Origin of the sequence: Nocardioides islandensis (genome assembly GCF_015352455.1) — a bacterium.
In the GTDB taxonomy this organism is placed as follows: domain Bacteria; phylum Actinomycetota; class Actinomycetes; order Propionibacteriales; family Nocardioidaceae; genus Nocardioides; species Nocardioides islandensis.
Genome location: NZ_JADKPN010000013.1, coordinates 69,934 through 89,456, shown reverse-complemented (window position 1 = coordinate 89,456; position 19,523 = coordinate 69,934). Strand labels below are relative to the sequence as shown.

General features: G+C 72.7%; 16 protein-coding genes and 1 riboswitch. Of the genes, 5 read left to right on the top strand and 11 right to left on the bottom strand.

Features of this window, described 5'->3' with window-relative positions:
- The first annotated feature begins 7 nt into the window (after window positions 1–7).
- The 5 genes from pepN (at window position 8) to ISU07_RS18550 (ending at window position 8,079) form a co-directional block, all read left to right on the top strand.
- Window positions 8–2,488 carry an aminopeptidase N gene (gene pepN / locus ISU07_RS18570; RefSeq protein WP_194708326.1) on the top strand — a complete coding sequence of 827 codons (2,481 nt, stop codon included), beginning with the start codon at window positions 8–10 and terminating at the stop codon, window positions 2,486–2,488.
- Window positions 2,485–3,345, top strand: coding sequence for a formate dehydrogenase accessory sulfurtransferase FdhD (locus tag ISU07_RS18565; RefSeq protein WP_228522165.1), 861 nt, complete (start codon window positions 2,485–2,487; stop codon window positions 3,343–3,345). Before pepN ends, ISU07_RS18565 begins: the two co-directional genes overlap by 4 nt.
- 65 nt (window positions 3,346–3,410) lie before the next feature.
- The gene (locus tag ISU07_RS18560; RefSeq protein WP_194708325.1) at window positions 3,411–4,577 is read left to right on the top strand and encodes an exonuclease SbcCD subunit D; all 1,167 of its coding nucleotides are present in this window, start codon (window positions 3,411–3,413) and stop codon (window positions 4,575–4,577) included.
- An 18-nt stretch (window positions 4,578–4,595) separates the two neighbouring features.
- A complete protein-coding gene (locus ISU07_RS24550) occupies window positions 4,596–7,460 on the top strand; it encodes an AAA family ATPase (RefSeq protein ID WP_194708324.1) in 2,865 nt (954 codons plus the stop codon).
- A gap of 91 nt (window positions 7,461–7,551) precedes the next feature.
- Entirely contained in the window at window positions 7,552–8,079 is a 528-nt protein-coding gene (locus tag ISU07_RS18550) for a hypothetical protein (RefSeq protein WP_194708323.1), read from the top strand.
- Between the two features lie 82 nt (window positions 8,080–8,161).
- Here the strand turns inward: ISU07_RS18550 and ISU07_RS18545 are convergent, their stop codons facing one another.
- The 11 genes from ISU07_RS18545 to ISU07_RS18495 form a co-directional block, all read right to left on the bottom strand.
- Window positions 8,162–9,448: a serine hydrolase domain-containing protein gene (locus ISU07_RS18545; RefSeq protein WP_323742701.1), complete on the bottom strand. Its 1,287-nt coding sequence runs from the start codon at window positions 9,446–9,448 to the stop codon at window positions 8,162–8,164.
- On the bottom strand, window positions 9,445–12,276 hold the full coding sequence (gene gcvP / locus ISU07_RS18540; RefSeq protein WP_194708322.1) for an aminomethyl-transferring glycine dehydrogenase: 2,832 nt from the start codon (window positions 12,274–12,276) through the stop codon (window positions 9,445–9,447). Before gcvP ends, ISU07_RS18545 begins: the two co-directional genes overlap by 4 nt.
- A gap of 89 nt (window positions 12,277–12,365) precedes the next feature.
- Window positions 12,366–12,451, bottom strand: a riboswitch (glycine riboswitch).
- 130 nt (window positions 12,452–12,581) lie between these two features.
- Window positions 12,582–13,181 (bottom strand): MerR family transcriptional regulator, encoded by a 600-nt coding sequence (locus ISU07_RS18535; protein ID WP_194708321.1) that lies wholly within the window; start codon window positions 13,179–13,181, stop codon window positions 12,582–12,584.
- Window positions 13,182–13,362: 181 nt separating this feature from the next.
- Entirely contained in the window at window positions 13,363–13,836 is a 474-nt protein-coding gene (locus ISU07_RS18530; protein WP_194708320.1) for a bifunctional nuclease family protein, read from the bottom strand.
- A gap of 133 nt (window positions 13,837–13,969) precedes the next feature.
- Complete coding sequence (ftsR, locus tag ISU07_RS18525) at window positions 13,970–14,764, bottom strand: transcriptional regulator FtsR (protein WP_194708319.1); 795 nt, start codon at window positions 14,762–14,764, stop codon at window positions 13,970–13,972.
- Between the two features lie 7 nt (window positions 14,765–14,771).
- Complete coding sequence (locus ISU07_RS18520; protein ID WP_194708318.1) at window positions 14,772–15,296, bottom strand: FHA domain-containing protein; 525 nt, start codon at window positions 15,294–15,296, stop codon at window positions 14,772–14,774.
- A gap of 137 nt (window positions 15,297–15,433) precedes the next feature.
- Entirely contained in the window at window positions 15,434–15,820 is a 387-nt protein-coding gene (gene gcvH / locus ISU07_RS18515) for a glycine cleavage system protein GcvH (RefSeq protein ID WP_194708317.1), read from the bottom strand.
- Window positions 15,821–15,867: 47 nt separating this feature from the next.
- Entirely contained in the window at window positions 15,868–16,353 is a 486-nt protein-coding gene (locus tag ISU07_RS18510; protein ID WP_194708316.1) for a hypothetical protein, read from the bottom strand.
- Entirely contained in the window at window positions 16,346–16,990 is a 645-nt protein-coding gene (locus ISU07_RS18505) for a CDP-alcohol phosphatidyltransferase family protein (protein ID WP_194708315.1), read from the bottom strand. The genes ISU07_RS18510 and ISU07_RS18505 overlap by 8 nt, the downstream gene beginning before the upstream one ends.
- A gap of 124 nt (window positions 16,991–17,114) precedes the next feature.
- A complete protein-coding gene (locus tag ISU07_RS18500) occupies window positions 17,115–18,158 on the bottom strand; it encodes a hemolysin family protein (RefSeq protein WP_194708314.1) in 1,044 nt (347 codons plus the stop codon).
- The gene (locus tag ISU07_RS18495; RefSeq protein ID WP_194708313.1) at window positions 18,155–19,522 is read right to left on the bottom strand and encodes a hemolysin family protein; all 1,368 of its coding nucleotides are present in this window, start codon (window positions 19,520–19,522) and stop codon (window positions 18,155–18,157) included. Before ISU07_RS18495 ends, ISU07_RS18500 begins: the two co-directional genes overlap by 4 nt.
- Between the last annotated feature and the right edge of the window lies 1 nt (window position 19,523).

Below are 19,523 nucleotides of genomic sequence, written 5' to 3'. Positions count from 1 at the left end.
TGGCCGGGTGAGCCCGCACACGAACCCGTCCGGACCGCCCCGGAGCCTGAGGCACGCCGAGGCCGTGGAGCGGGCCGCTCTCCTGGACGTCACGGCGTACGACGTGACGCTGGACCTGGACCGCGGCGACGACACGTTCTCCTCGCTGGCCACGATCGACCTGGTCTCCGGCGGCGGACCGACGTTCCTCGACGTGCAGCCGGTGACGCTGAGGTCGGTGACGGTCAACGGCTCCCCGGTCGACGTCGGGCTGCTCGACCGGGGCCGGCTGCCGATCACGACCGAGGCCGGTGAGAACCGTGTCGTGGTCGAGGCGGAGATGCGCTACCGCAACGACGGCGAGGGACTGCACCGTGCCGTCGATCCCGCCGACGGGCGCCACTACGCCTATGCGATGACGTTCCTGGACGCCGCACCGAGCATCTTCGGCTGCTTCGACCAGCCCGACCTCAAGTCGGTGTGGACGCTGCACGTGCGCGCGCCGCGCGAGTGGGTGGTGATGGGCAACTCCCCCGCCACCCAGGTGGAGCCGGGCCGGTGGGAGCTGTCGCCGACCCTGCCGCTGCCGACGTACCTGGTCGCCCTGGTCGCCGGTCCCTACCACGTGCTGCGCTCCGAGCACGACGGTATCCCGCTCGGGCTCAGCGTGCGCGGGTCGATGGCCCGCCACCTCGACCACGACGCCGAGGAGCTGTTCACCCTCACCGGGCAGTGCTTCGACGAGTTCCACCGGCTCTTCGGGATGCGCTACCCGTTCGGTGATTACCACCAGGCGTTCGTGCCGGAGTTCAACGCCGGGGCGATGGAGAGCGCCGGGTGCGTGACGTTCCGCGACGAGTACGTCTTCGAGAGCCGGACCGTGCGCAGCCAGCACATCTTCCGCGCCAACGTGGTGGCCCACGAGATGGCGCACATGTGGTTCGGCGACATCGTCACGCCGCAGTGGTGGGACGACCTGTGGCTCAACGAGTCGTTCGCGGAGTACATGGGCGCGCGCGTCACCGCGGACGTCACGGAGTACTCCGACGCCTGGCTGCACGACGCCTACTCCCGTCACCAGTGGGGCCTCACCGCCGACCAGCGCCCGAGCACGCACCCGATCGCCGGCAACGGCGCGAGCGACTCCTCCGTGGCGCTGCAGAATTTCGACGGCATCTCCTACGCCAAGGGCGCGGTCGTCATCAAGCAGCTCAACCACCGGCTGGGCGACGAGGTGTTCTTCCGCGGCGTGGCCGACCACTTCCAGCGCCACGAGTACGGCAACGCCACGATGGCCGATCTCGTCGAGTCGTGGGAGCGTGCCGGCGCCGGTGACCTGTCCGCGTTCCGCGACGGCTGGCTGCTCACCGCGGGACCCGACCGGCTCGACCTGGACCGCCCCGCCGGTGTCGTGCGCCGTACGCCGCTCGAGGGCCACCCCGCGCGGCGCGAGCACACCCTCATGGTCGCGCGGTCCGACGCCCCGGGCGGCGCCTGGACGCTGGACCGGGTCGTCATCGACGCCGACGAGGTACCGGTCACCGTCGGTGCCGGTCCCGTGGTCATCGACCCGCACCTGGAGACGTGGGCCGTGACCACGCTGGACGCCGAGACGATGGCCGGGCTGGCCGCGTCCCTTCCTCGGACCGAGGACCCGATGCTGCGCGCGAGTGCGTGGAACAGCCTGCGCAACGGCTACTACCACGCCGAGGTCGACCCGGCGGTCGCCCTCGACCTGCTCGAGGCCGCGATGCCGAGCGAGGACACCGACGACGGCGTCGGGTTCACCCTCAACTGGGCGCTGGGCGCCGTCGTCCCGCTCGCCGCCGACCCCGAGTCCGCGCGCTCGCGGATGCACGACGTGGCGGCGCGCCGCGTCGCCTCCGCTCCGGCGGGCTCCACGCTCCAGCTGTCGGCGTTCCGCGCGCAGGTCTCGGCCAGCAGCGCGACCGACGAGCTGCGTGGCTGGCTGGGCGGCGCCTCGCTCCCGGACGGGCTCGTCGTCGACCTCGAGCTGCGCTGGCGCATCCTGTACCGCCTCGCCGTCGCGGGTGCCGCCGGACGCGACGAGCTCGCCGCGGCACTCGCCGACGAGCCGACCGCCATCTCGCAGGTGTGGCACGCGCGGGCACTGGCCGCGATCCCCGACGCGGAGGCCAAGGCGTGGGCCTGGCAGCGCTTCACCGGCGAGGTGGACGTGCCCAACCACGAGCTGGAGGCCGTCGGCACCGGGCTGTGGCAGCTCGGCCAGGAGCCGCTCACCGACCCGTACGTGGCGCGGTACTTCGAGGACCTGCCGGCCACCGCCGAGGTGCGCGGGGTGCAGATGCTCGCCGCGGTGGCGAGCGGCTTCTACCCCGTGCTGGCGGTCTCGGAGGACACGGTCGCCCGCGCTCACACGCTGCTGGCCGACCCCGACCTGCACTCCACCCTGCACCGCGAGGTCGTCGACGGGACCTCGGACCTCGAGCACCGGCTCGCCATCAAGCAGAGGTACGGGCCGCGATGAGCCGGGCCGGGTCCCGGGTGGGGATGGACCGCGCCCGGCGTCCGGGACCGACGGTCCGCACACGGGTGCGGGAGTACGGCGAGGGCACCGAACGCTCACGCGAGGACCGGCTGGCCACCGAGGAGCCGCTGGAGATCCGGATGACCTGGCCCGGGTCTCCCCCGCAACGGGTCTGGGTGACCATGCGCACGCCCGGCCACGACTTCGAGCTGGCGGCGGGATTCTGTTGTCACGAGGGCATGGCGGCTCCTTCCTCCATCCACGGGATCGCCTACTGCACCGACGTCGACCTCACCCCGGAGCAGGAGCTCAACGTCGTGACGGTGACCCTGACAGAGGCCACCGACATCGGTCACCGGCACACCGGGCTGAGCGTCGGTTCGTCGGCCTGCGGCGTGTGCGGCAAGGACTCCGTGACGGCGGTCCTCGACACCGTCCGCCTCGCCGGGAGCACGACCACCTGGGCCGGCCCGCTGCCGTCACCGGACGTCGTACGCCGCCTGCCCGCCCTGCTCCGTGAGGGCCAGGCCGTCTTCGGGCGCACCGGCGGGGTGCACGCCGCCGGGCTCTTCACCGCCGAGGGCCGGTGCCTGGTCGTGCGCGAGGACGTGGGCCGGCACAACGCCGTCGACAAGGTGACCGGCGCCCGCGTGCTCGCGGGCGAGAGCCCCGCCGAGGCCTGCCTCGTCGTCAGCGGGCGGGCCGGCTTCGAGCTGGTGCAGAAGGCCGTCGCCGCCGGCGTGGGTGCCCTGGTCGCGGTCGGCGCCCCCTCGAGCCTCGCCGTGTCGCTGGCCGAGGAGGCGGGCCTCGCGGTGTACGGGTTCACGCGCGAGGACCGCACCGTCCGCTACGCCTGACGCCCGCCCCGGGGTCGTCCGCGTGGCGGCCCGGTTGTGTCGGCGTGGCCTTCTACCGTCGTGACATGCGCATCCTGCACACCTCCGACTGGCACCTGGGCCGGTCGTTCCACCGCGAGGGGATGCTCACGCACCAGGCGGCGTACGTCGACCACCTGCTCGCCGTGGTCGAGTCGGAGCGGGTGGACCTCGTCGTGGTGGCCGGGGACGTCTACGACCGCGCGCTCCCCCAGGTCGACGCGGTGCGGCTGGCCGACGAGTCGCTGGTCCGGCTGGCCCGCTCGCGGGCCCAGGTCGTGCTGACCTCCGGCAACCACGACTCCGCTCAGCGGCTCGGGTTCAGCTCGCGGCTGATCGACGCGGCAGGGGTCTTCATCCGCACCGACGCCGCGACCGTCGGCACGCCCGTCGGGCTCGCCGACGAGCACGGCCCGGTGGCGGTCTACGGCCTGCCCTACCTCGACCCGCTGGCCCTCGCCGAGCCCTGGGCGCTGGAGGTCCGCTCGCACGAGGCGGCCCTGGCCACCGCGATGGGGAAGGTACGTCGGGACCTCACGTCGCGGCCCGGCACCAGGTCCGTGGTGCTCGCGCACGCGTTCGTCGCCGGCGGCCAGCCCAGCGAGTCCGAGCGGGACATCAGCGTGGGCGGGGTGTCGCGCGTGTCGACGTCGGTGTTCGACGGAGTCGACTACGCCGCCCTGGGACACCTGCACGGGGCACAGACCCTGACCGACCGCGTCCGCTACAGTGGCTCGCCGCTCGCCTACTCCTTCTCCGAGACCCACCAGACCAAGGGCTCGTGGCTCGTCGACCTCGCGGCCGACGGGTCGGTGACCGCCGAGCTCGTCGAGGCCCCGGTCCCGCGCAGGCTGGCGCGCATCACCGGCGATCTCGAGACGCTGCTCGCCGACCCGGACCTCGACCACGCCGAGGCCTGCTGGGTGCACGTCACGATCACCGACGCCGTGCGCCCGGCCCACCCGATGGAGCGGCTGCGCCGCCGGTTCCCGCACACGCTGGTGCTGGCGTTCGAGCCGCGCGGGGCCGACGTACCGTCCGTGCCCACGGCCCGCCCCGGCGCCCGGTCCGACCACGACATCGCCCTCGAGTTCGTGCGTGAGCTGCGCGGCAGCTCCGCCACGCCCGCGGAGTCCGCCCTCCTCCAGCAGGCCTGCGACGCGTGCACGGACGACTCCGACGTCGACACCCTGCTGTCGGTGGGTGCCCGGTGAGTGACAGGTGAGTGACCGGTGAGGCTGCACCGGCTGGAGGTCACCGCCTTCGGCCCGTTCGCCGACACCGCCACCGTGGACTTCGACGCGCTGAGCGCGGCGGGACTGTTCCTGCTGTCCGGCGCCACGGGGGCCGGCAAGACCAGCGTGCTCGACGCGGTGTGCTTCGCGCTCTACGGCGCCGTGCCCGGCGAGCGCAACGACGCCAAGCGGCTGCGCGCGGACCAGGCCGACGCCTCCGCGACGCCCCGGGTCACCCTGGAGGCGACGCTGGCGGGGCGGCGGTTCCGGATCGCCCGATCCCCCGCGTGGCAGCGTCCGAAGAAGCGCGGCACCGGGGTCACGCCGCAGCAGGCGTCGGTCGTGGTCAGCGAGCACGTCGACGGCGCGTGGCAGCCGCTGACCACCCGCCTCGACGAGGCGGGACACCTGGTCACCGGTCTCGTCGGCATGAACCTCACCCAGTTCACGCAGGTGGCCATGCTGCCGCAGGGGCGGTTCCAGGCGTTCCTGCGCGCCTCCTCACAGGAGCGCCACCAGCTCCTCCAGCAGCTCTTCCGCACCGAGCGGTTCGAGCAGGTGGAGACGTGGCTGCGTGACCGGAGGCTGGCTCTCCACCGCCGCAGCCTGGAGCACGAGCGCGCCGTCGCCGGGCTCGTGCACCGGATCAGCGAGACGGCCGAGGCGTCGGCCCCGGACCTCGCCGAGGCACCACTCGCCTGGAGCAGCGGCCTGGCCGACTCCGCGAGCGACCTGGCCGAGACCTTGGCTGCCGCGCTCCCCGCGCTGCGGGAGGCGGAGGCGGCCGCTCGCGCGGAGCTCGAGTCGGCCCGCCGGGTCGCCGCCCTGCGCGCCCGTCACGCCGCCGCAGCACGCGACCACGCCGCCCTGCTGGCACGGGGCGGCCAGGTCGCCGACCTGCGCACCCGCCTGGCCGAGGCCTCGCGGGCCCGGGCGGTCGGGCCGGTGCATCGCGTGCTGGTCCGGGCGCAGGCCGCGCACGAGGCCGCCGGAGGGCGAGCCGACCGGGACCGCGCAGCGGCGGCGGAGCTGCTCGGCGTACCTCCCGACGCGCTGTCCGCCGACGCCCTCCCGGGCCTGCTCTCGGCAGCCACGGACGCCGCCGCGTCGGCGCGCGCTCTGCTGCCGCGCGAGCGGGAGCGTGCCGAGGTCGTCGCCCGGCTGGTCGCGGCGCGGGCCGAGCGTGGCGACGTCGAGCTCGGCGTCCTCCGCAACCGCGCCGCTGGTGCGCGAGCCGCGGCGATGCGGCTCCCGGTCGAGGCCGCCGCTCGTGACGATGCCGTACGCCGCGTGGAGGCGTGCCGGGAGCTGCAGTCGGTCCGCAACGACCTGGTCACCGCCCAGCTCGACCTCAACCAGGTGGTGTCCGCGCGGCTGGCTCTGGTCGAGGAGCTGGTGACCCTCCAACAGGCCCGGCTCGACGGGATGGCCGCCGAGATCGCCGGCCGTCTGGCGGTGGGCGGCGGGAGCTGCCCCGTGTGCGGCTCCGAGCACCACCCGCACCTCGCGACGCCGGCGCCCGACGCCCCGGACGCCGCCTCGGAGAAGGCCCTGCGCCGGCGGCTGGACGACGCCGCGGCCGAGGAGCACGCCCGTGCACGGCACGCCGCCGACCTGGAGACCCACGCCGCGGTCGTGCTCCAGGCCGCCGGCAGCGACGACCTCGACCAGCTCCAGGAGGCCCTGGGGGCGACGGCGACGAGGCTGACGGCCACCGAGGCCGCGGCCGCCGAGGCCGACGCCCTGGAGCGGGCCGTGGCCCGGTCGGCCGAGCTCGACACCACGATCGCCGCTCTCGACGAGCGGCTGGGCGCGCTGACCGCCGAGCTCGACCAGGCCCGCGGCGAGCACCCCGACCTCCCGTCCCTGGTCTCCCACCGCGAGGCCGAGGCCCGCGCGCTGACCGCGCTGCGCGAGGCCCACGCACTGCTGGACGCCGCGGCGCTGGCCCGCGACGAGGCCGACCAGGCGCTCGCGGCGACGGCCGCCGAGGCCGGGTTCGCCGACGTGGCGGCCGCCCTGGTCGCGGCCATGACCGACGAGGAGGTCGACGCCGCCCAGCGCGCGATCGACGACCACGCCCGCGCCTTGGCCACCGCCGACGCCGTGCTGGGCGACGACGAGCACGCCGCGGCCGCGCGGGCCGACGCGCCGGACGTCGACGCCCTGACGCGGGCGCACGACACGGCCGCCGCCGAGCTCACCGAGGGTCACGCCGCCGAACGCCGTGAGACCTCCCGCGCCACCCGGCTGGCCCAGCTGGACGGACGGCTCGGCGCCGCCGCGTCCGCGTGGGCGCCGGTCCGGGCCGAGCTCGACCTGGTGGCCGGGCTGGCGTCGTTCGCCGAGGGGAAGTCGCCCGACAACACCCTGCAGATGCGGCTGTCGGCGTACGTCCTCGGCTTCCGGCTCTCCCAGGTCGTCGACGCGGCCAACCAACGGCTGGCCACCATGAGCGACCGGCGCTACTCCCTCGAGCACACCGGCCGGCGTGGAGCCGGCGAGCGACGCGGCGGCCTGAGCCTGCTGGTGCGCGACGACTGGTCCGGCGAGAGCCGGGACCCGGCCACGCTGTCGGGTGGCGAGACGTTCGTGGTCTCGCTCGCGCTGGCCCTCGGCCTGGCCGACGTGATCATGCACGAGGTCGGCGGCGCGACGCTCGACACGCTGTTCGTCGACGAGGGGTTCGGGTCGCTGGACGCCGACACCCTGGACGACGTCATGGACACCCTCGACTCCTTGCGCGACGGCGGTCGCGTCGTGGGTGTCGTCAGCCACGTCGCCGAGATGCGCGACCGCATCCCCACCCAGCTCGTGGTGACGAAGGCGCGCAGCGGCTCCACCCTGCGGCTGCGTGGGTGACGCAGGCCACACGGTCCGTCTCCAACCTGCTCCCGGGTGCCCGCGTCTTGGTCTCGACATCGACAGCGAACATCCCAGGGAGCACACCACCATGAACACCAAGACCAGTCGCGGCCTCGCCGCCGCCGGCCTCCTCGCCACCGCCCTCGTCGGCATCGCCGGCTCGGGCTCCGCCGCCCACGCCGACACCCCGCAGTGGCAGAGGGAGCGCGGCATCGTCCTCGAGTGCACCGGGGACGCCCACGGCGTCCAGGTCTACGCCTCGCTGTACGAGAACCAGCGCTACGGCAACACCCTCCAGGTCGTCCTCGGCGACCCCGACGGCGGCAACGGCGCCTCCAAGGAGACCGACCAGAAGTTCGTCGTCGACTCGGTCGTCAAGGCGTCGGTCAAGGTCAACGGCAAGCGCGTCCTCATCGAGGGCGTCGCCGAGCGCCACGGCCCCCGGACCAAGGTGTACGACGAGCACGAGGACGCCGGGTACCTCATCAAGACCCGCGGCTACCACCGCCAGATCGTCACCGACATGGGCGCCCGGTACGCCGGCAAGTCCGTCCCCCTCGCCTGCGACACCGCCTTCTTCTACGACCTCGAGGTCAAGAAGATCCCGATCGTCTGACGTGGCGTTCCGGGATAGTCCCCGACGAATGGGTCCTCAACCGCTGTGGACATGGGCCCGAACGTCGGGGACTATCCCCATGTCAGGCCGGATGACCCCCGGGGATGGGGACGTCGGGGTCGTAGGGGATGCGCGTGTAGACGAATGTCGCGCAGACGAGGTGGGAGACGGAGCCGTCGGGGCGGCGGTGCACGTGCATCGTCTCGCCCCGGTGGTAGCCGACGGTCCCCACGATGGTGCCGTCCGCACGTACCTCGAACTCGTAGGCGTCCCGTACCTCGCCGGGCTGGTGCAGCCGGAGCACCCCGTGGTGCCAGCGCAGCTCGAGGGCGGTGTGGCCCCAGAACCAGAGCCCGGGCAGGCCGGTCACGGCCTCGGGGACGACGGTCGTCGGGACCCAGGGCTCGGCCCGCGGCGGCGCGTGCTCGCCGAGCAGCAGTCGCGGCACCGACTCCGCGGGCAGCCCGGTGGTGGCGTTGGCCAGCGCGACCACGCCGTCGCGCCTGGACCGGTCGACGAACAGCGACGCCAGGAAGCCCGGCATCGAGCCGGTGTGACCGGCGTACGCGGTGCCCCGCACGTCCATCAGCCGCAGCCCGAGCCCGTAGCCCTCGGCCGGCGCCTGGAGCGTCGCCATCTCGTCGAGCGTCTCCCGCGCGAGCACGGTCTCGTGACCCGTCGCCAGGAAGTCCGCCCACCGCGCGAGGTCGGCGACCGTGCTCCACGCCTGCCCGGCGGGCGCCATCGCACCGGTGTCCTGGTGCGGCTCCTCGGTGAGCGTCTCGTGGAAGTGGTCGACGCTGTACCCCTGCGCGTGCGGGGCGACGGGCAGGTACGACGTGCGGGTCATGCCCAGCGGAACCAGCAGCTCGTCGGCCACCACCTCGAACCAGGGTCGACCCCGCAGGCGGGCCACCGCCTCGCCCAGCAGCGCGAAGCCGAGGTTCGAGTAGTGGTAGTAGGACCCGGTGTCCGCCACCCGGCCGGCGGAGGTGTTGGCCGCGAGCAGGTCGGGCACCGGGACGCCCGGCGACCGCTCCCACCACGACCCGACCGGCTCGCTCTGCATCCCGGACACGTGCGCGAGCAGGTCACGCACCGACGCCTCGGCGTACCCCGCCTCCGGCACGAACCGGCCGATCGGGTCGGTCAGCGCCAGCAGGCCCTCGTCCCGGAGCCGCATCACGGTGACGGCGACGAGCGTCTTGGTGATCGAGCCGATCCGGTACTGCGTGTCGTCCGGCGGTCCGGGTACCTCGCCCGCGCCGCCGACCCAGGTCAACGAGCCGGCCGACAGCACGCCGGCGACCACCGAGGGCAGCCGTCCGCGGCCCTGCAGCCGGGACAGCCGCTCGTCGAGGTCGATCACCCGTCGGTTGCCTCGGCGAAGGCCTCCGGCGGCGGGCACGAGCAGACCAGGTTGCGGTCGCCGTACGCCTGGTCGATGCGCGCGACCGGCGGCCAGTACTTGTCCGGGTCCAGGCCGGCCGGGAAGGCCCCGATCTCGCGGTCGTAGGGCCGCTCCCACTTGTCGACGATCGCCCGCGTGGTGTGGGGCGCGTTGCGCAGGGGCGAGTCCTCGGCGGTCCACTCCCCCGCGGCCACCCGGTCGATCTCGCCCTTGATCGCGATCATCGCGTCGCAGAACCGGTCGATCTCGCCGAGGTCCTCGGACTCCGTCGGCTCGACCATCAGGGTGCCCGCGACCGGGAACGACATGGTCGGCGCGTGGAAGCCGTAGTCGATGAGCCGCTTCGCGACGTCGTCGACGGTCACGCCGGTCTCCTTGGTGATGGCGCGGACGTCGAGGATGCACTCGTGCGCGACGAGACCGTCCTCGCCGCGGTACAGCACCGGGAAGTGCTCGCCCAGCCGCTTCGCCACGTAGTTGGCCGCCAGCACTGCGCTGGCCGTGGCCCGGGTCAGGCCGTCGGGACCCATCATCCGCACGTAGGCCCACGAGATCGGCAGGATGCCCGTCGAGCCGTACGGCGCCGCGCTGATCGGGCCGATGCCCTCGCGCTTCTCCGGCTCGGGGTGCATCGGGTGCGAGGGCAGGTACGGAGCGAGGTGCGCGCGCACCCCGATCGGGCCGACGCCGGGACCGCCGCCACCGTGCGGGATGCAGAACGTCTTGTGCAGGTTGAGGTGCGAGACGTCCCCGCCGAACTCGCCGGGCCGGGCGTACCCCAGCAGCGCGTTGAGGTTGGCGCCGTCGACGTACACCTGGCCGCCGTGGTCGTGCACGATCGCGCAGAGGTCCTTGATGGTGTCCTCGTAGACGCCGTGCGTCGACGGGTAGGTCACCATGATCGCCGCGAGGTCGTCGTGGTGCGCCTCGCACTGGGCGCGCAGGTCGTCGAGGTCGACCGAGCCGTTCTCGGTGGCCTTCACGACCACGACCTTCATCCCGGCCATCACCGCGGAGGCGGCGTTCGTGCCGTGCGCCGACGACGGGATCAGGCAGACGGTCCGGCCCTCGTCGCCGTTCGCGCGGTGGAAGCCGCGGATCGCCAGCAGGCCGGCCAGCTCCCCCTGCGAGCCGGCGTTCGGCTGGATGGACACCTTGTCGTAGCCGGTCACCTCGGCCAGCCAGCCCTCGAGGTCGGCGACCAGCCGCCGGTAGCCGCCGGCGTCCTCGGCCGGCGCAAACGGATGCAGGTCGGCGAAGCCCGGCAGCGAGATGGGCTCCATCTCGGTCGTCGCGTTGAGCTTCATGGTGCACGAGCCGAGCGGGATCATGCCGAGGTCCAGCGCGTAGTCGCGGTCGCTCAGCCGGCGCAGGTACCGCAGCATCCGGGTCTCGGTGCGGTGGGTCGAGAACACCGCGTGGGTGAGGTACGGCGTCGCGCGGCGCAGGTCCGCGGGCAGGCTGGCCGCGGGCTCGTCCTCGAGGCGGGAGACCCCGAACGCCTCGAGCACGGCTTCGAGAGACGCCGGGGTCGCGGACTCCCCCACGCTGATGCCCACGTGGTCGTCGTCGACGAGGCGCAGGTGCGCGCCGCCCTCGCGGGCGGCCGCGACGACGTCCGCGGCCCGACCGGGCACGCGGGTCAGGACGGTGTCGAAGAACTGCTCGTGCACGACCTCGACGCCGCCGGCCGACAGCGACGCGGCGAGGCCGCGGGCCTTCTCGTTGACCTCCGTCGCGATCGCCGCGAGGCCATCGGGGCCGTGGTAGACGGCGTACATCGAGGCCACCACCGCCAGCAGCACCTGGGCCGTGCAGATGTTGGACGTCGCCTTGTCGCGGCGGATGTGCTGCTCCCGGGTCTGGAGGGCCAGGCGGTACGCCGGACGTCCCTCGACGTCGACCGAGACCCCGACGAGGCGGCCGGGGAGGTGACGCTCGAGGCCGGCCGCGACGGCCATGAAGCCGGCGTGCGGGCCGCCGTAGAAGAGCGGGACACCGAAGCGCTGCGACGACCCGATCACCACGTCGGCGCCGAGCTCCCCGGGCGCCTCGAGGAGGGTGAGGGCCAGCAGGTCGGACGCGACGACGACGAGGGCGTCGCGCCCGTGGGCGGCGTCGACGAGCGGGCGCGGGTCGACGATGCGGCCCGACGCACCGGGGTACGACACGAGCAGCCCGGACAGCTCACCGTCCGGGAGCCCGTCGGTCAGGTCGGCCACCACGACCTCGATGCCCATCGCCTCGGCGCGGGTGCGCACCACGGCGATGGTCTGCGGCAGGGAGTCCGCGTCGACCACGAACGGGCCGGACGCCTTGCGGTTGGCGCGACGTACGAGCGTCATCGCCTCCGCGGCCGCGGTGCCCTCGTCGAGGAGCGACGCGTTGGCCGTCGGCAGGCCGCTGAGGTCGGCGACGACCGTCTGGAAGTTGATCAGTGCCTCGAGGCGCCCCTGGGAGATCTCGGGTTGGTACGGCGTGTACGCGGTGTACCAACTCGGGTCCTCCAGCACGTTGCGGCGGATGACGGCGGGCGTGATCGTGCCGTGGTAGCCGAGCCCGATCATCGGCTCGGCCGGCCGGTTGTCAGCAGCGAGCGCGCGCAGCTCGGCGGCTGCCTCCTGCTCCGAGGCCGCCGCGGGGAGGTCGAGCGCGGTGGTGCGGATCGCGGACGGCACGGCCTCGCCCATCAACGCCTCGAGGGAGTCGTAGCCGACGGTCTTCAGCATCGTCGTGACGTCGTCGGCGTTCAGGCCGATGTGGCGGTCGGCGAAGGGGATGGTCACGAAGGTGGCTCCTCGACGGTCGGGTCTAGGTGGCCTCCCCCTCTGTCACCCCGGGCCGCCTGGTGGACGGCCGGCCGCTCCAGAGCTGCCTGGTCCGCGCGGTCCTGGTGCCTGAGAGGTTCCGGGGAGGAATTGCCCCTTCGGCGCTGGTGTCCAGCTCTCCCGCGCGGGTTCGCCGGCTGTTGCTGTGCCGTCAAACTACCACCGGCCTGTTGCGGGGACCGCAACGACTCGGCGTACCGATGACGCACAACGGCCCGCGTCTCGATCGACGCGGGCCGCTGAGGAGTCTGGGTCGTGCGGATCTAGCTGGAGCGGAGCATCCGCCGTGCCGCGAGCTCGTCGCCGGGGGTCGGCTCGGCCGCCGCGTCTTCGACGGTGCGCTCGCTGGGCAGCTCGGCGAGGGTGCCCTCGATCTCGCGCCAGACGCCGCCGATCGCGATGCCGAAGACGCCCTGACCGCCCTGGAGCAGGTCGATGACCTCGTCGTTGCTGGTGCACTCGTAGACCGTCGCGCCGTCGCTCATCAGCGTGACGCGGGTCAGGTCGTCGGTGCCGCGCTGCCGCAGGTGCTGGACGGCGGTACGGATCTGCTGGAGCGAGATGCCGGCGTCGAGCAGGCGCTTGATGATCTTGAGGATGAGGATGTCGCGGAAGGAGTAGAGCCGCTGGCTGCCGGACCCGGTCGCGGAGCGCACGGTCGGCTCGACGAGGCCGGTGCGCGCCCAGTAGTCCAGTTGGCGGTAGGTGATGCCGGCGGCGTTGCACGCCGTCGGCCCGCGGTAGCCGAGGTCGCTCGGCAGCGGCGAGACGTCATCGGTGAAGAGCAGCCCCTGCTCCTCGGCGACCTCCGCCGCCTGCTCGACCGCGTGGTCGGTGGGGTTCTGCTGCTCGTGCTCGTTCACGTGCTGCTCCTCAAGGGTCCGCTCCGCTGCGTGCACTCCCGGGGAAGACCGGATCGTCCCAGGCTAGCCCGGGCGGACCACAGCGGTGGAGTTACACCGAAGACAGTTCACCGTAGGGCTCTGCCTGAGGGTGGTCAAAGACTCGCCCGGCGTGTCGCAACCCTCAACCTCAAGTTGAGAGTTAGCCGTCGGTGCGCTCGAAGTCCTCGGGACTGACGTGGTCGAGGAACTCGCGGAACCGCTCGACCTCGTCCTCCTGCTCGGCCGGCACGGCCAGGCCGACCTCGTCGAGGACCTCCTCGGAGCACACGATCCGGCTGCCGGTGCGCAGCGCCAGCGCGATCGAGTCGCTCGGCCGGGCCCCCACCTCGACGCCGGACCCGAACACCAGGTTGGCGTAGAAGACGCCGTCCTTCATGTCGGTGATCTGCACCTCGGTGAGCTCCTGGCCCATGGCCTCGAGCAGGTCCTTCATCAGGTCGTGGGTCAGCGGGCGCGGCGGGACGACGCCCTGCTGGGCGAACGCGATCGCGGTGGCCTCCACGGCACCGATCCAGATCGGGAGGTACCGCTCCCCCGACACCTCGCGCAGCAGCACGATCGGCTGGTTGGAGGGCATCTCCACCCGGACTCCCATGACATCCACCTCGCGCACGCACCAACCCTACTCCGGGGGTGGGACACCCTCACGGGCCGACCTTTGGCGTCGTTCCTGTCGCCTTGGCGTCGTTGCAACGACGCCAAACGTCCGGGATACCCGCTCGAGCGGGTGTCCCTGCCCGCACCGATCAGCCCCGCTTCAACCCCGTCTTCACGAGCGTCGCGTGGAGGCGGACCGACAGGGCGGCGATCTCGGAGACGGTCTCCTCGGCACGCGCGTGGGCGGCGGCGTCGCGGCCGCGCTTCTGGGGGGCGATGACCTGCTCGACCAGGCCGACCTCGCGGTCGGCGGCGGTCTTGAAGGCACGCAGGTGGCGCGGCTCGAACCCGAACTCCGCCAGCTCGCGGGCGGTCTGGGCGATCACCAGGGCGTCGGTGTCGTAGTGGCCGGTGCCGCGCAGAGGGGTGATGAGGCCGTACTGCTCCAGCTCCTCGAGGAGTGAAGAGGTGATCTCGGCGATCTTCAGCAGCTCGTTGCGCGAGAGCCGCAGGTGGTCGCGACGGGCGAACGACGAGGCGCTGGGCATCCCGTCGGCGGCCAGCGACACCTTCGGCACCGTCGGGACGACGGGGTCGAGCGGCGGCGGCTCCATGCCGCGGTCGATGGCGTCGAGGTGCTCGCCGATGACCTTGAGCGGGAGGTAGTGGTCGCGCTGCATGCGCAGCACGTACCTGAGCCGGTCGACGTCGTCGGCGGAGAACTTGCGGTAGCCCGACGGCGTGCGCTCGGGCTTGATCAGCCCCTTGTCCTCGAGGAACCGGATCTTGGGGATCGTCACGCCCGGGAAGTCCTGGCGCAGCTCGTCGAGCACCTGCCCGATGTTCAGGCGCGGGGCCCGCGAGTCCGCCCGCGCGTCTGCCCGCGAGTCAGCCCGCGACTCGGCCCGCTGCGAGACCCCGATGCCGTCCCCGTGCTCGGCCATCCGGCGGTCAACCCGCCGCTGCGGCGCCGGTGTGACCGGCGAAGAACACCAGGCGGTACTTGCCGATCTGGACCTCGTCGGAGTCCTTCAGGATGACCTTGTCGATGCGGTCCCGGTTGACGTAGGTGCCGTTGAGGCTGCCCGCGTCGGCCACGGAGAACTCCGAGCCGTCCCGCGTGAACACCGCGTGGCGGCGCGACACGGTCACGTCGTCGAGGAAGATCTCGCTGTCGTTGTGGCGTCCCGCGGTGACCTCGTCCTGGTCGAGGAGGAAGCGGCTGCCCGCGCTCGGGCCCTTCTGCACCACGAGCATCGCGCTGCCCGGCGGCAGCGCGTCGACGGCGGCCGCGTCGACGGGGCTCAGGTGCCGGTCGGAGGTGTCGGCCTTCTCGGGCGTCCCGATGCTGATCGTCGCGGTCGCCTCGTCCAGCGGAGCAGCACCCTCGCCGTCGCCGAGCAGCTTGGTGCCGCACTGGGCACAGAAGCGGGCGTCGTCGGGGTTCTGCTTGCCACAGGCGGTGCAGAACGGCATCGGCAGCGCTCCTCGGGTCGTGCGGACGTTCGGGCCAACCCTCACCAGACGGTTGAGGGTGATGGTCCGTCCGAACCTACCAGCCGCGCCCCGGTGATCAACCTGCGTTCAGCGGGATCGCGCGCGAGTGGGAGAGGTCAGCCCTCGAGGGTCGCCTGGTACGCCGCGGAGTCGAGCAGCGCGTCCAGCGACGAGGCGTCACTGACGGTCACGTCGAACAGCCAGCCGCCGCCGTACGGGTCGTTGTTGACCAGCTCGGGCGTCGCGTCGAGCGCCTCGTTGCGGGCGACGACGGTGCCCGAGACGGGGGCGTAGAGGTCGCTGACCGACTTCGTGGACTCCAGCTCGCCGCACGTCGTGCCGGCCTGGAGCTCCTCGCCCACCTCGGGCAGGGAGACGTAGACGATGTCGCCCAGGGCGTCCTGCGCGAAGTGCGTGATGCCGACCCTCACCGACCCCTCCGTCTCGCCGGGGGTGCGGACCCACTCGTGCTCAGTGGTGTACTTCAGGTCGTCGGGATACACCGGTGACTCCTCACGTGCCGCGGACGGTCCGGACCGAACCTAGCGAATCACTCGGGCTGGGCGAACTCCGGCCGGTCCGACTCCACGACGGACTCGATGTCGATCGTCTCCAGCTCGGTGATCTCGACCGCGGCCCCGTCGTCGCGCAGCTGGTCGAACGGCCCGTCCTTGAAGACCATCGCCTGGTGCAGGCCGTGGGGGTCGCCGATGACGTCGATGGCGTTCGTCTCCGGCGCGCGCTTGGAGGTCTGCACCGCCGCGATCGCCACGAGCACGCCGAAGACCGCCATCACCGCTGCCGCCACCCGGCGGGGTCGGACCCGGGGCGGTCCGACCGGAGCCGCCCGCCGGCCGGCCGGTCGCCTCGCCTGCCGCTGCGCCTCGCGCCGGGCGACGACCTGGTAGTCCTCGTCGAGGGACTGCCGGACGATGCGGTCCAGCAGCGGCATCATCACCTGGTCGGGCAGGTCCGGCCGTGGCGCGTCGGGGATCCGGGCGCGCGCCTGACGCGGGCGCGTGCGGGTCTCAGGCATCGCCACCCACCTCCCCCGTCACGGGGTTCGCCCGGTGCGGCTGGTAGCGCTCCGTCGTCCGTAGCAGCTTGATCACCTGGTAGGCGTAGAGGATCCCGGCCCACCAGTAGAGGCCGATCCCCCACCACGCGAACGCCCAGCCGAACACCTTGGCCAGGGTCGCGACGACGCCCTCGCCGTCACCGAGCAGCAGCAGGGGGAAGGCGTAGAGCAGGTTGAACGTCGCCGCCTTGCCGAGGAAGTGCACGGGCAGGGCGCTGTAGCCGCGGGTGCGCAGCAGCGGCACCAGCACCCACAGGAGGAGGTCGCGCAGGGGCAGGATCAGGGCCACCCACCACGGGATGATGTCGCGGATGCCCAGCCCCACGACGACGGCCAGGATGTAGAGGCGGTCGGCCACCGGGTCGAGGATCTGGCCGAGCTGCGAGGTCTGGTTCAGCCGCCGGGCGAGGTAGCCGTCGAGGTAGTCGGTGACGCCGGACACCATCAGCAGCGCGAGCGCCCAGGCGTCGGCCTCGGGGCCGAGGACCAGCCACAGGAAGACGGGCACGCCGGCGAGCCGGACCATGCTGAGGAGGTTCGGCAGCGTCCACACACGGGTGGTGCGCGTCGCTTCGTCCTCCACCGTGTCCTGCATCCTCGTGAGTTGCCGATCGTCCGAGGGCGAGGCGTGCAGCCGTCCCGGTAGGCCACCCCCGCCGCGACCCAACCCTATCCGGCGGCACCGCCCGAACCCGACAACCGGGCTGGTCAGGAGGCTGCTACTCCTCCAGGTGCGCGGCGTCCCTGATCTCGCCGACCAGCTCCTCGATGACGTCCTCGAGCGTGGCCAGCCCGACGAACGCGCCGTCGTCGTCGGACACCGTGGCCAGGTGGGCTCCGCGGCGCTGCAGGATCTCCAGCGCGTCGTGGAGGGAGTCGCTGGACCGCACCGGTGCGAAGGGCCGGATCCAGCGGGGCTCGATGGTCCGGTTGCGTCGTTCCTCGTCGGGTTCCAGCACGTCCTTGATGTGGAGGTACCCGACGAGGGTCCCGTCCTCACCGGTGACCGGGAAGCGGCTGTAGCCGGTCTCCGCGCACACGTCCTCGACCTCGGCGACCGTCGCGGTGCGCGGCACCGTGGTCAGCGTCTCGGGCGGCATCAGCACGGCCGCGACGGTGCGCTCGGTGAAGCCCAGGGCGCCGGCCAGCCGGTCGTACTCGTCCTCCTGGAGCAGCCCCTCGCCGCGCGACTCCTCGACGAGGGCGGCGACCTCCTCACGCGTGTACGTCGAGCTGACCTCGTCCATGAGGCTCACGCCCACGACCCGCAGCAGGCTCCGTGCGACGGCGTTGATCACCCGGATCACCGGCCGCATCACCGTGACGATCGCCCACACCGGGGTCCCGAGCACGAGGGCGGCGCGGTCCGGCCCGGCCAGCGCGATGTTCTTCGGGATCATCTCGCCCATCACCACGTGGAGGTACACCACGATCGACAGGCCGATGACGAAGGAGATCGGGTGCAGGAACGACTCGGGCGCGTACAGCGCGTGCACCACCGGCTCGACGAGGTGCGCGACCGTCGGCTCGGCCACGGCGCCGAGCACCAGGGAGCACACGGTGATGCCGAGCTGGTTGACCGCGATGACCTCCGACATGTTCTCCATCGCCCGCAGGGTGTTGCGGGCGAACCGGTTGCCGGCCTCGGCGCGGGGCTCGATCTGGCTACGCCGTGCGGAGACCAGGGCGAACTCCGCGGCGACGAAGAACGCGTTGCCCAGCAGGAGGAAGACCGCCAGCAGCAGGGCGGTGCCGCTGTTCATGCGTGCGTCTCCGGTCCGTCGCCGGTCAGCACCTTCATCGCCACCCGGTCGATACGCAGTCCGTCCATGTGGGTGACGGTGAGCGTCGCGAGCCGGCGGCCGGCCTCGGGCAGGTCGTGCTGCTCGCCACCGCGGTCGGGCAGCCAGACCTCGGCCACGTCGCCGACGGCCGGCATCTTGCCCAGCACCTGGAGCACGAGGCCGGCGATGGTGTCGTAGTCCTCGTCCTCGGGCAGCTCGACGTCGGTCAGGTCGGCGACCTCGTCGGGCCGCAGCAGGCCGGAGAGGGACCACGAGCCGTCGCGCAGCTGCCGGGCCTGTTGCGAGCGCACGTCGTGCTCGTCGGCGATGTCGCCGACGATCTCCTCCACGACGTCCTCGAGGGTGACGACGCCCGCGTGGCTGCCGTACTCGTCGAGCACCACGGCCATCTGGAACCCGTCCTCGCGCAGGAGAGCCAGCAGCGGGTCGAGCCGCAGCGTGTCCGGGACCACGATGGGCTTGACCATCAGGTGCTTCACGCGGGTCGTGTGCCGCTCCCGCGGCGGCAGCGCGACGGCGTGCTTGACGTGCACGGTGCCGACGACGTTCTCGTCCTGGTCGAGCACCGGAAAGCGTGAGTGGCCCGAGTCCCGGGCTGCCTCGAGGACGTCGACGGCGCGGTCGTTCACGTCCAGGCTGATCGTGCGCACGCGCGGGGTCATGATCTCGCCGGCGTTGCGCTGACCGAACTCCACCGAGCGCTCCATCAGCTCGGCGGTGTCGGCGTCGAGGGTGCCCTGGTCGGCCGACCGGGCGATCAGGGAGGCCAGCTCGGTCGACGACCTCGCCGAGCGCAGCTCCTCCTGGGGCTCCATGCCCAGGGCGCGCACGAAGGCGTTGGCCGAGCCGTTCAGCAGCCGGATGGGCCACGTGGTCGCGGTGGTGAACAACCGCATGAACCGCTGCGTCGCGCGGGCGGTCTCCATCGGCCGCGCGATGGCCAGGTTCTTGGGGACCAGCTCGCCGAAGATCATCGTCAGCACCGACCCGATGACCAACCCGAGGCCGACGGCCAGCGGATGGACGACGTTCGCCGGGACGTCCCACCGGTCCAGCGGAGGACCGATCAGGTCGGCGACGGCCGGCTCGGCCAGGAACCCGATGGCCAGGTTGGTGATGGTGATGCCCACCTGGGCGCCGGACAGCTGGGTGGACAGCGAGCGCAGGGCGGTGAGCACACCCTTCGCGCCCGAGTCACCCTCGGCCGCGGCCTGCTCGACCTTCGAGCGGTCGACGGTGACGAAGGCGAACTCCGCCGCCACGAAGACCCCGCACAGCGCGATGAGGACGAGGGACGCGGCGATCAGGAGCCACGCGGTCATC

Coding starts and splice junctions, on each gene's coding strand:
- ISU07_RS18565 (WP_228522165.1), top strand. CDS start 2,485: ATGAGCCGGGCCGGGTCCCGGGTGGGGATGGACCGCGCCCGGCGTCCG.
- ISU07_RS18560 (WP_194708325.1), top strand. CDS start 3,411: ATGCGCATCCTGCACACCTCCGACTGGCACCTGGGCCGGTCGTTCCAC.
- ISU07_RS18550 (WP_194708323.1), top strand. CDS start 7,552: ATGAACACCAAGACCAGTCGCGGCCTCGCCGCCGCCGGCCTCCTCGCC.
- ftsR (WP_194708319.1), bottom strand. CDS start 14,764: ATGGCCGAGCACGGGGACGGCATCGGGGTCTCGCAGCGGGCCGAGTCG.
- ISU07_RS18520 (WP_194708318.1), bottom strand. CDS start 15,296: ATGCCGTTCTGCACCGCCTGTGGCAAGCAGAACCCCGACGACGCCCGC.
- ISU07_RS18510 (WP_194708316.1), bottom strand. CDS start 16,353: ATGCCTGAGACCCGCACGCGCCCGCGTCAGGCGCGCGCCCGGATCCCC.
- ISU07_RS18505 (WP_194708315.1), bottom strand. CDS start 16,990: ATGCAGGACACGGTGGAGGACGAAGCGACGCGCACCACCCGTGTGTGG.
- ISU07_RS18500 (WP_194708314.1), bottom strand. CDS start 18,158: ATGAACAGCGGCACCGCCCTGCTGCTGGCGGTCTTCCTCCTGCTGGGC.
- ISU07_RS18495 (WP_194708313.1), bottom strand. CDS start 19,522: ATGACCGCGTGGCTCCTGATCGCCGCGTCCCTCGTCCTCATCGCGCTG.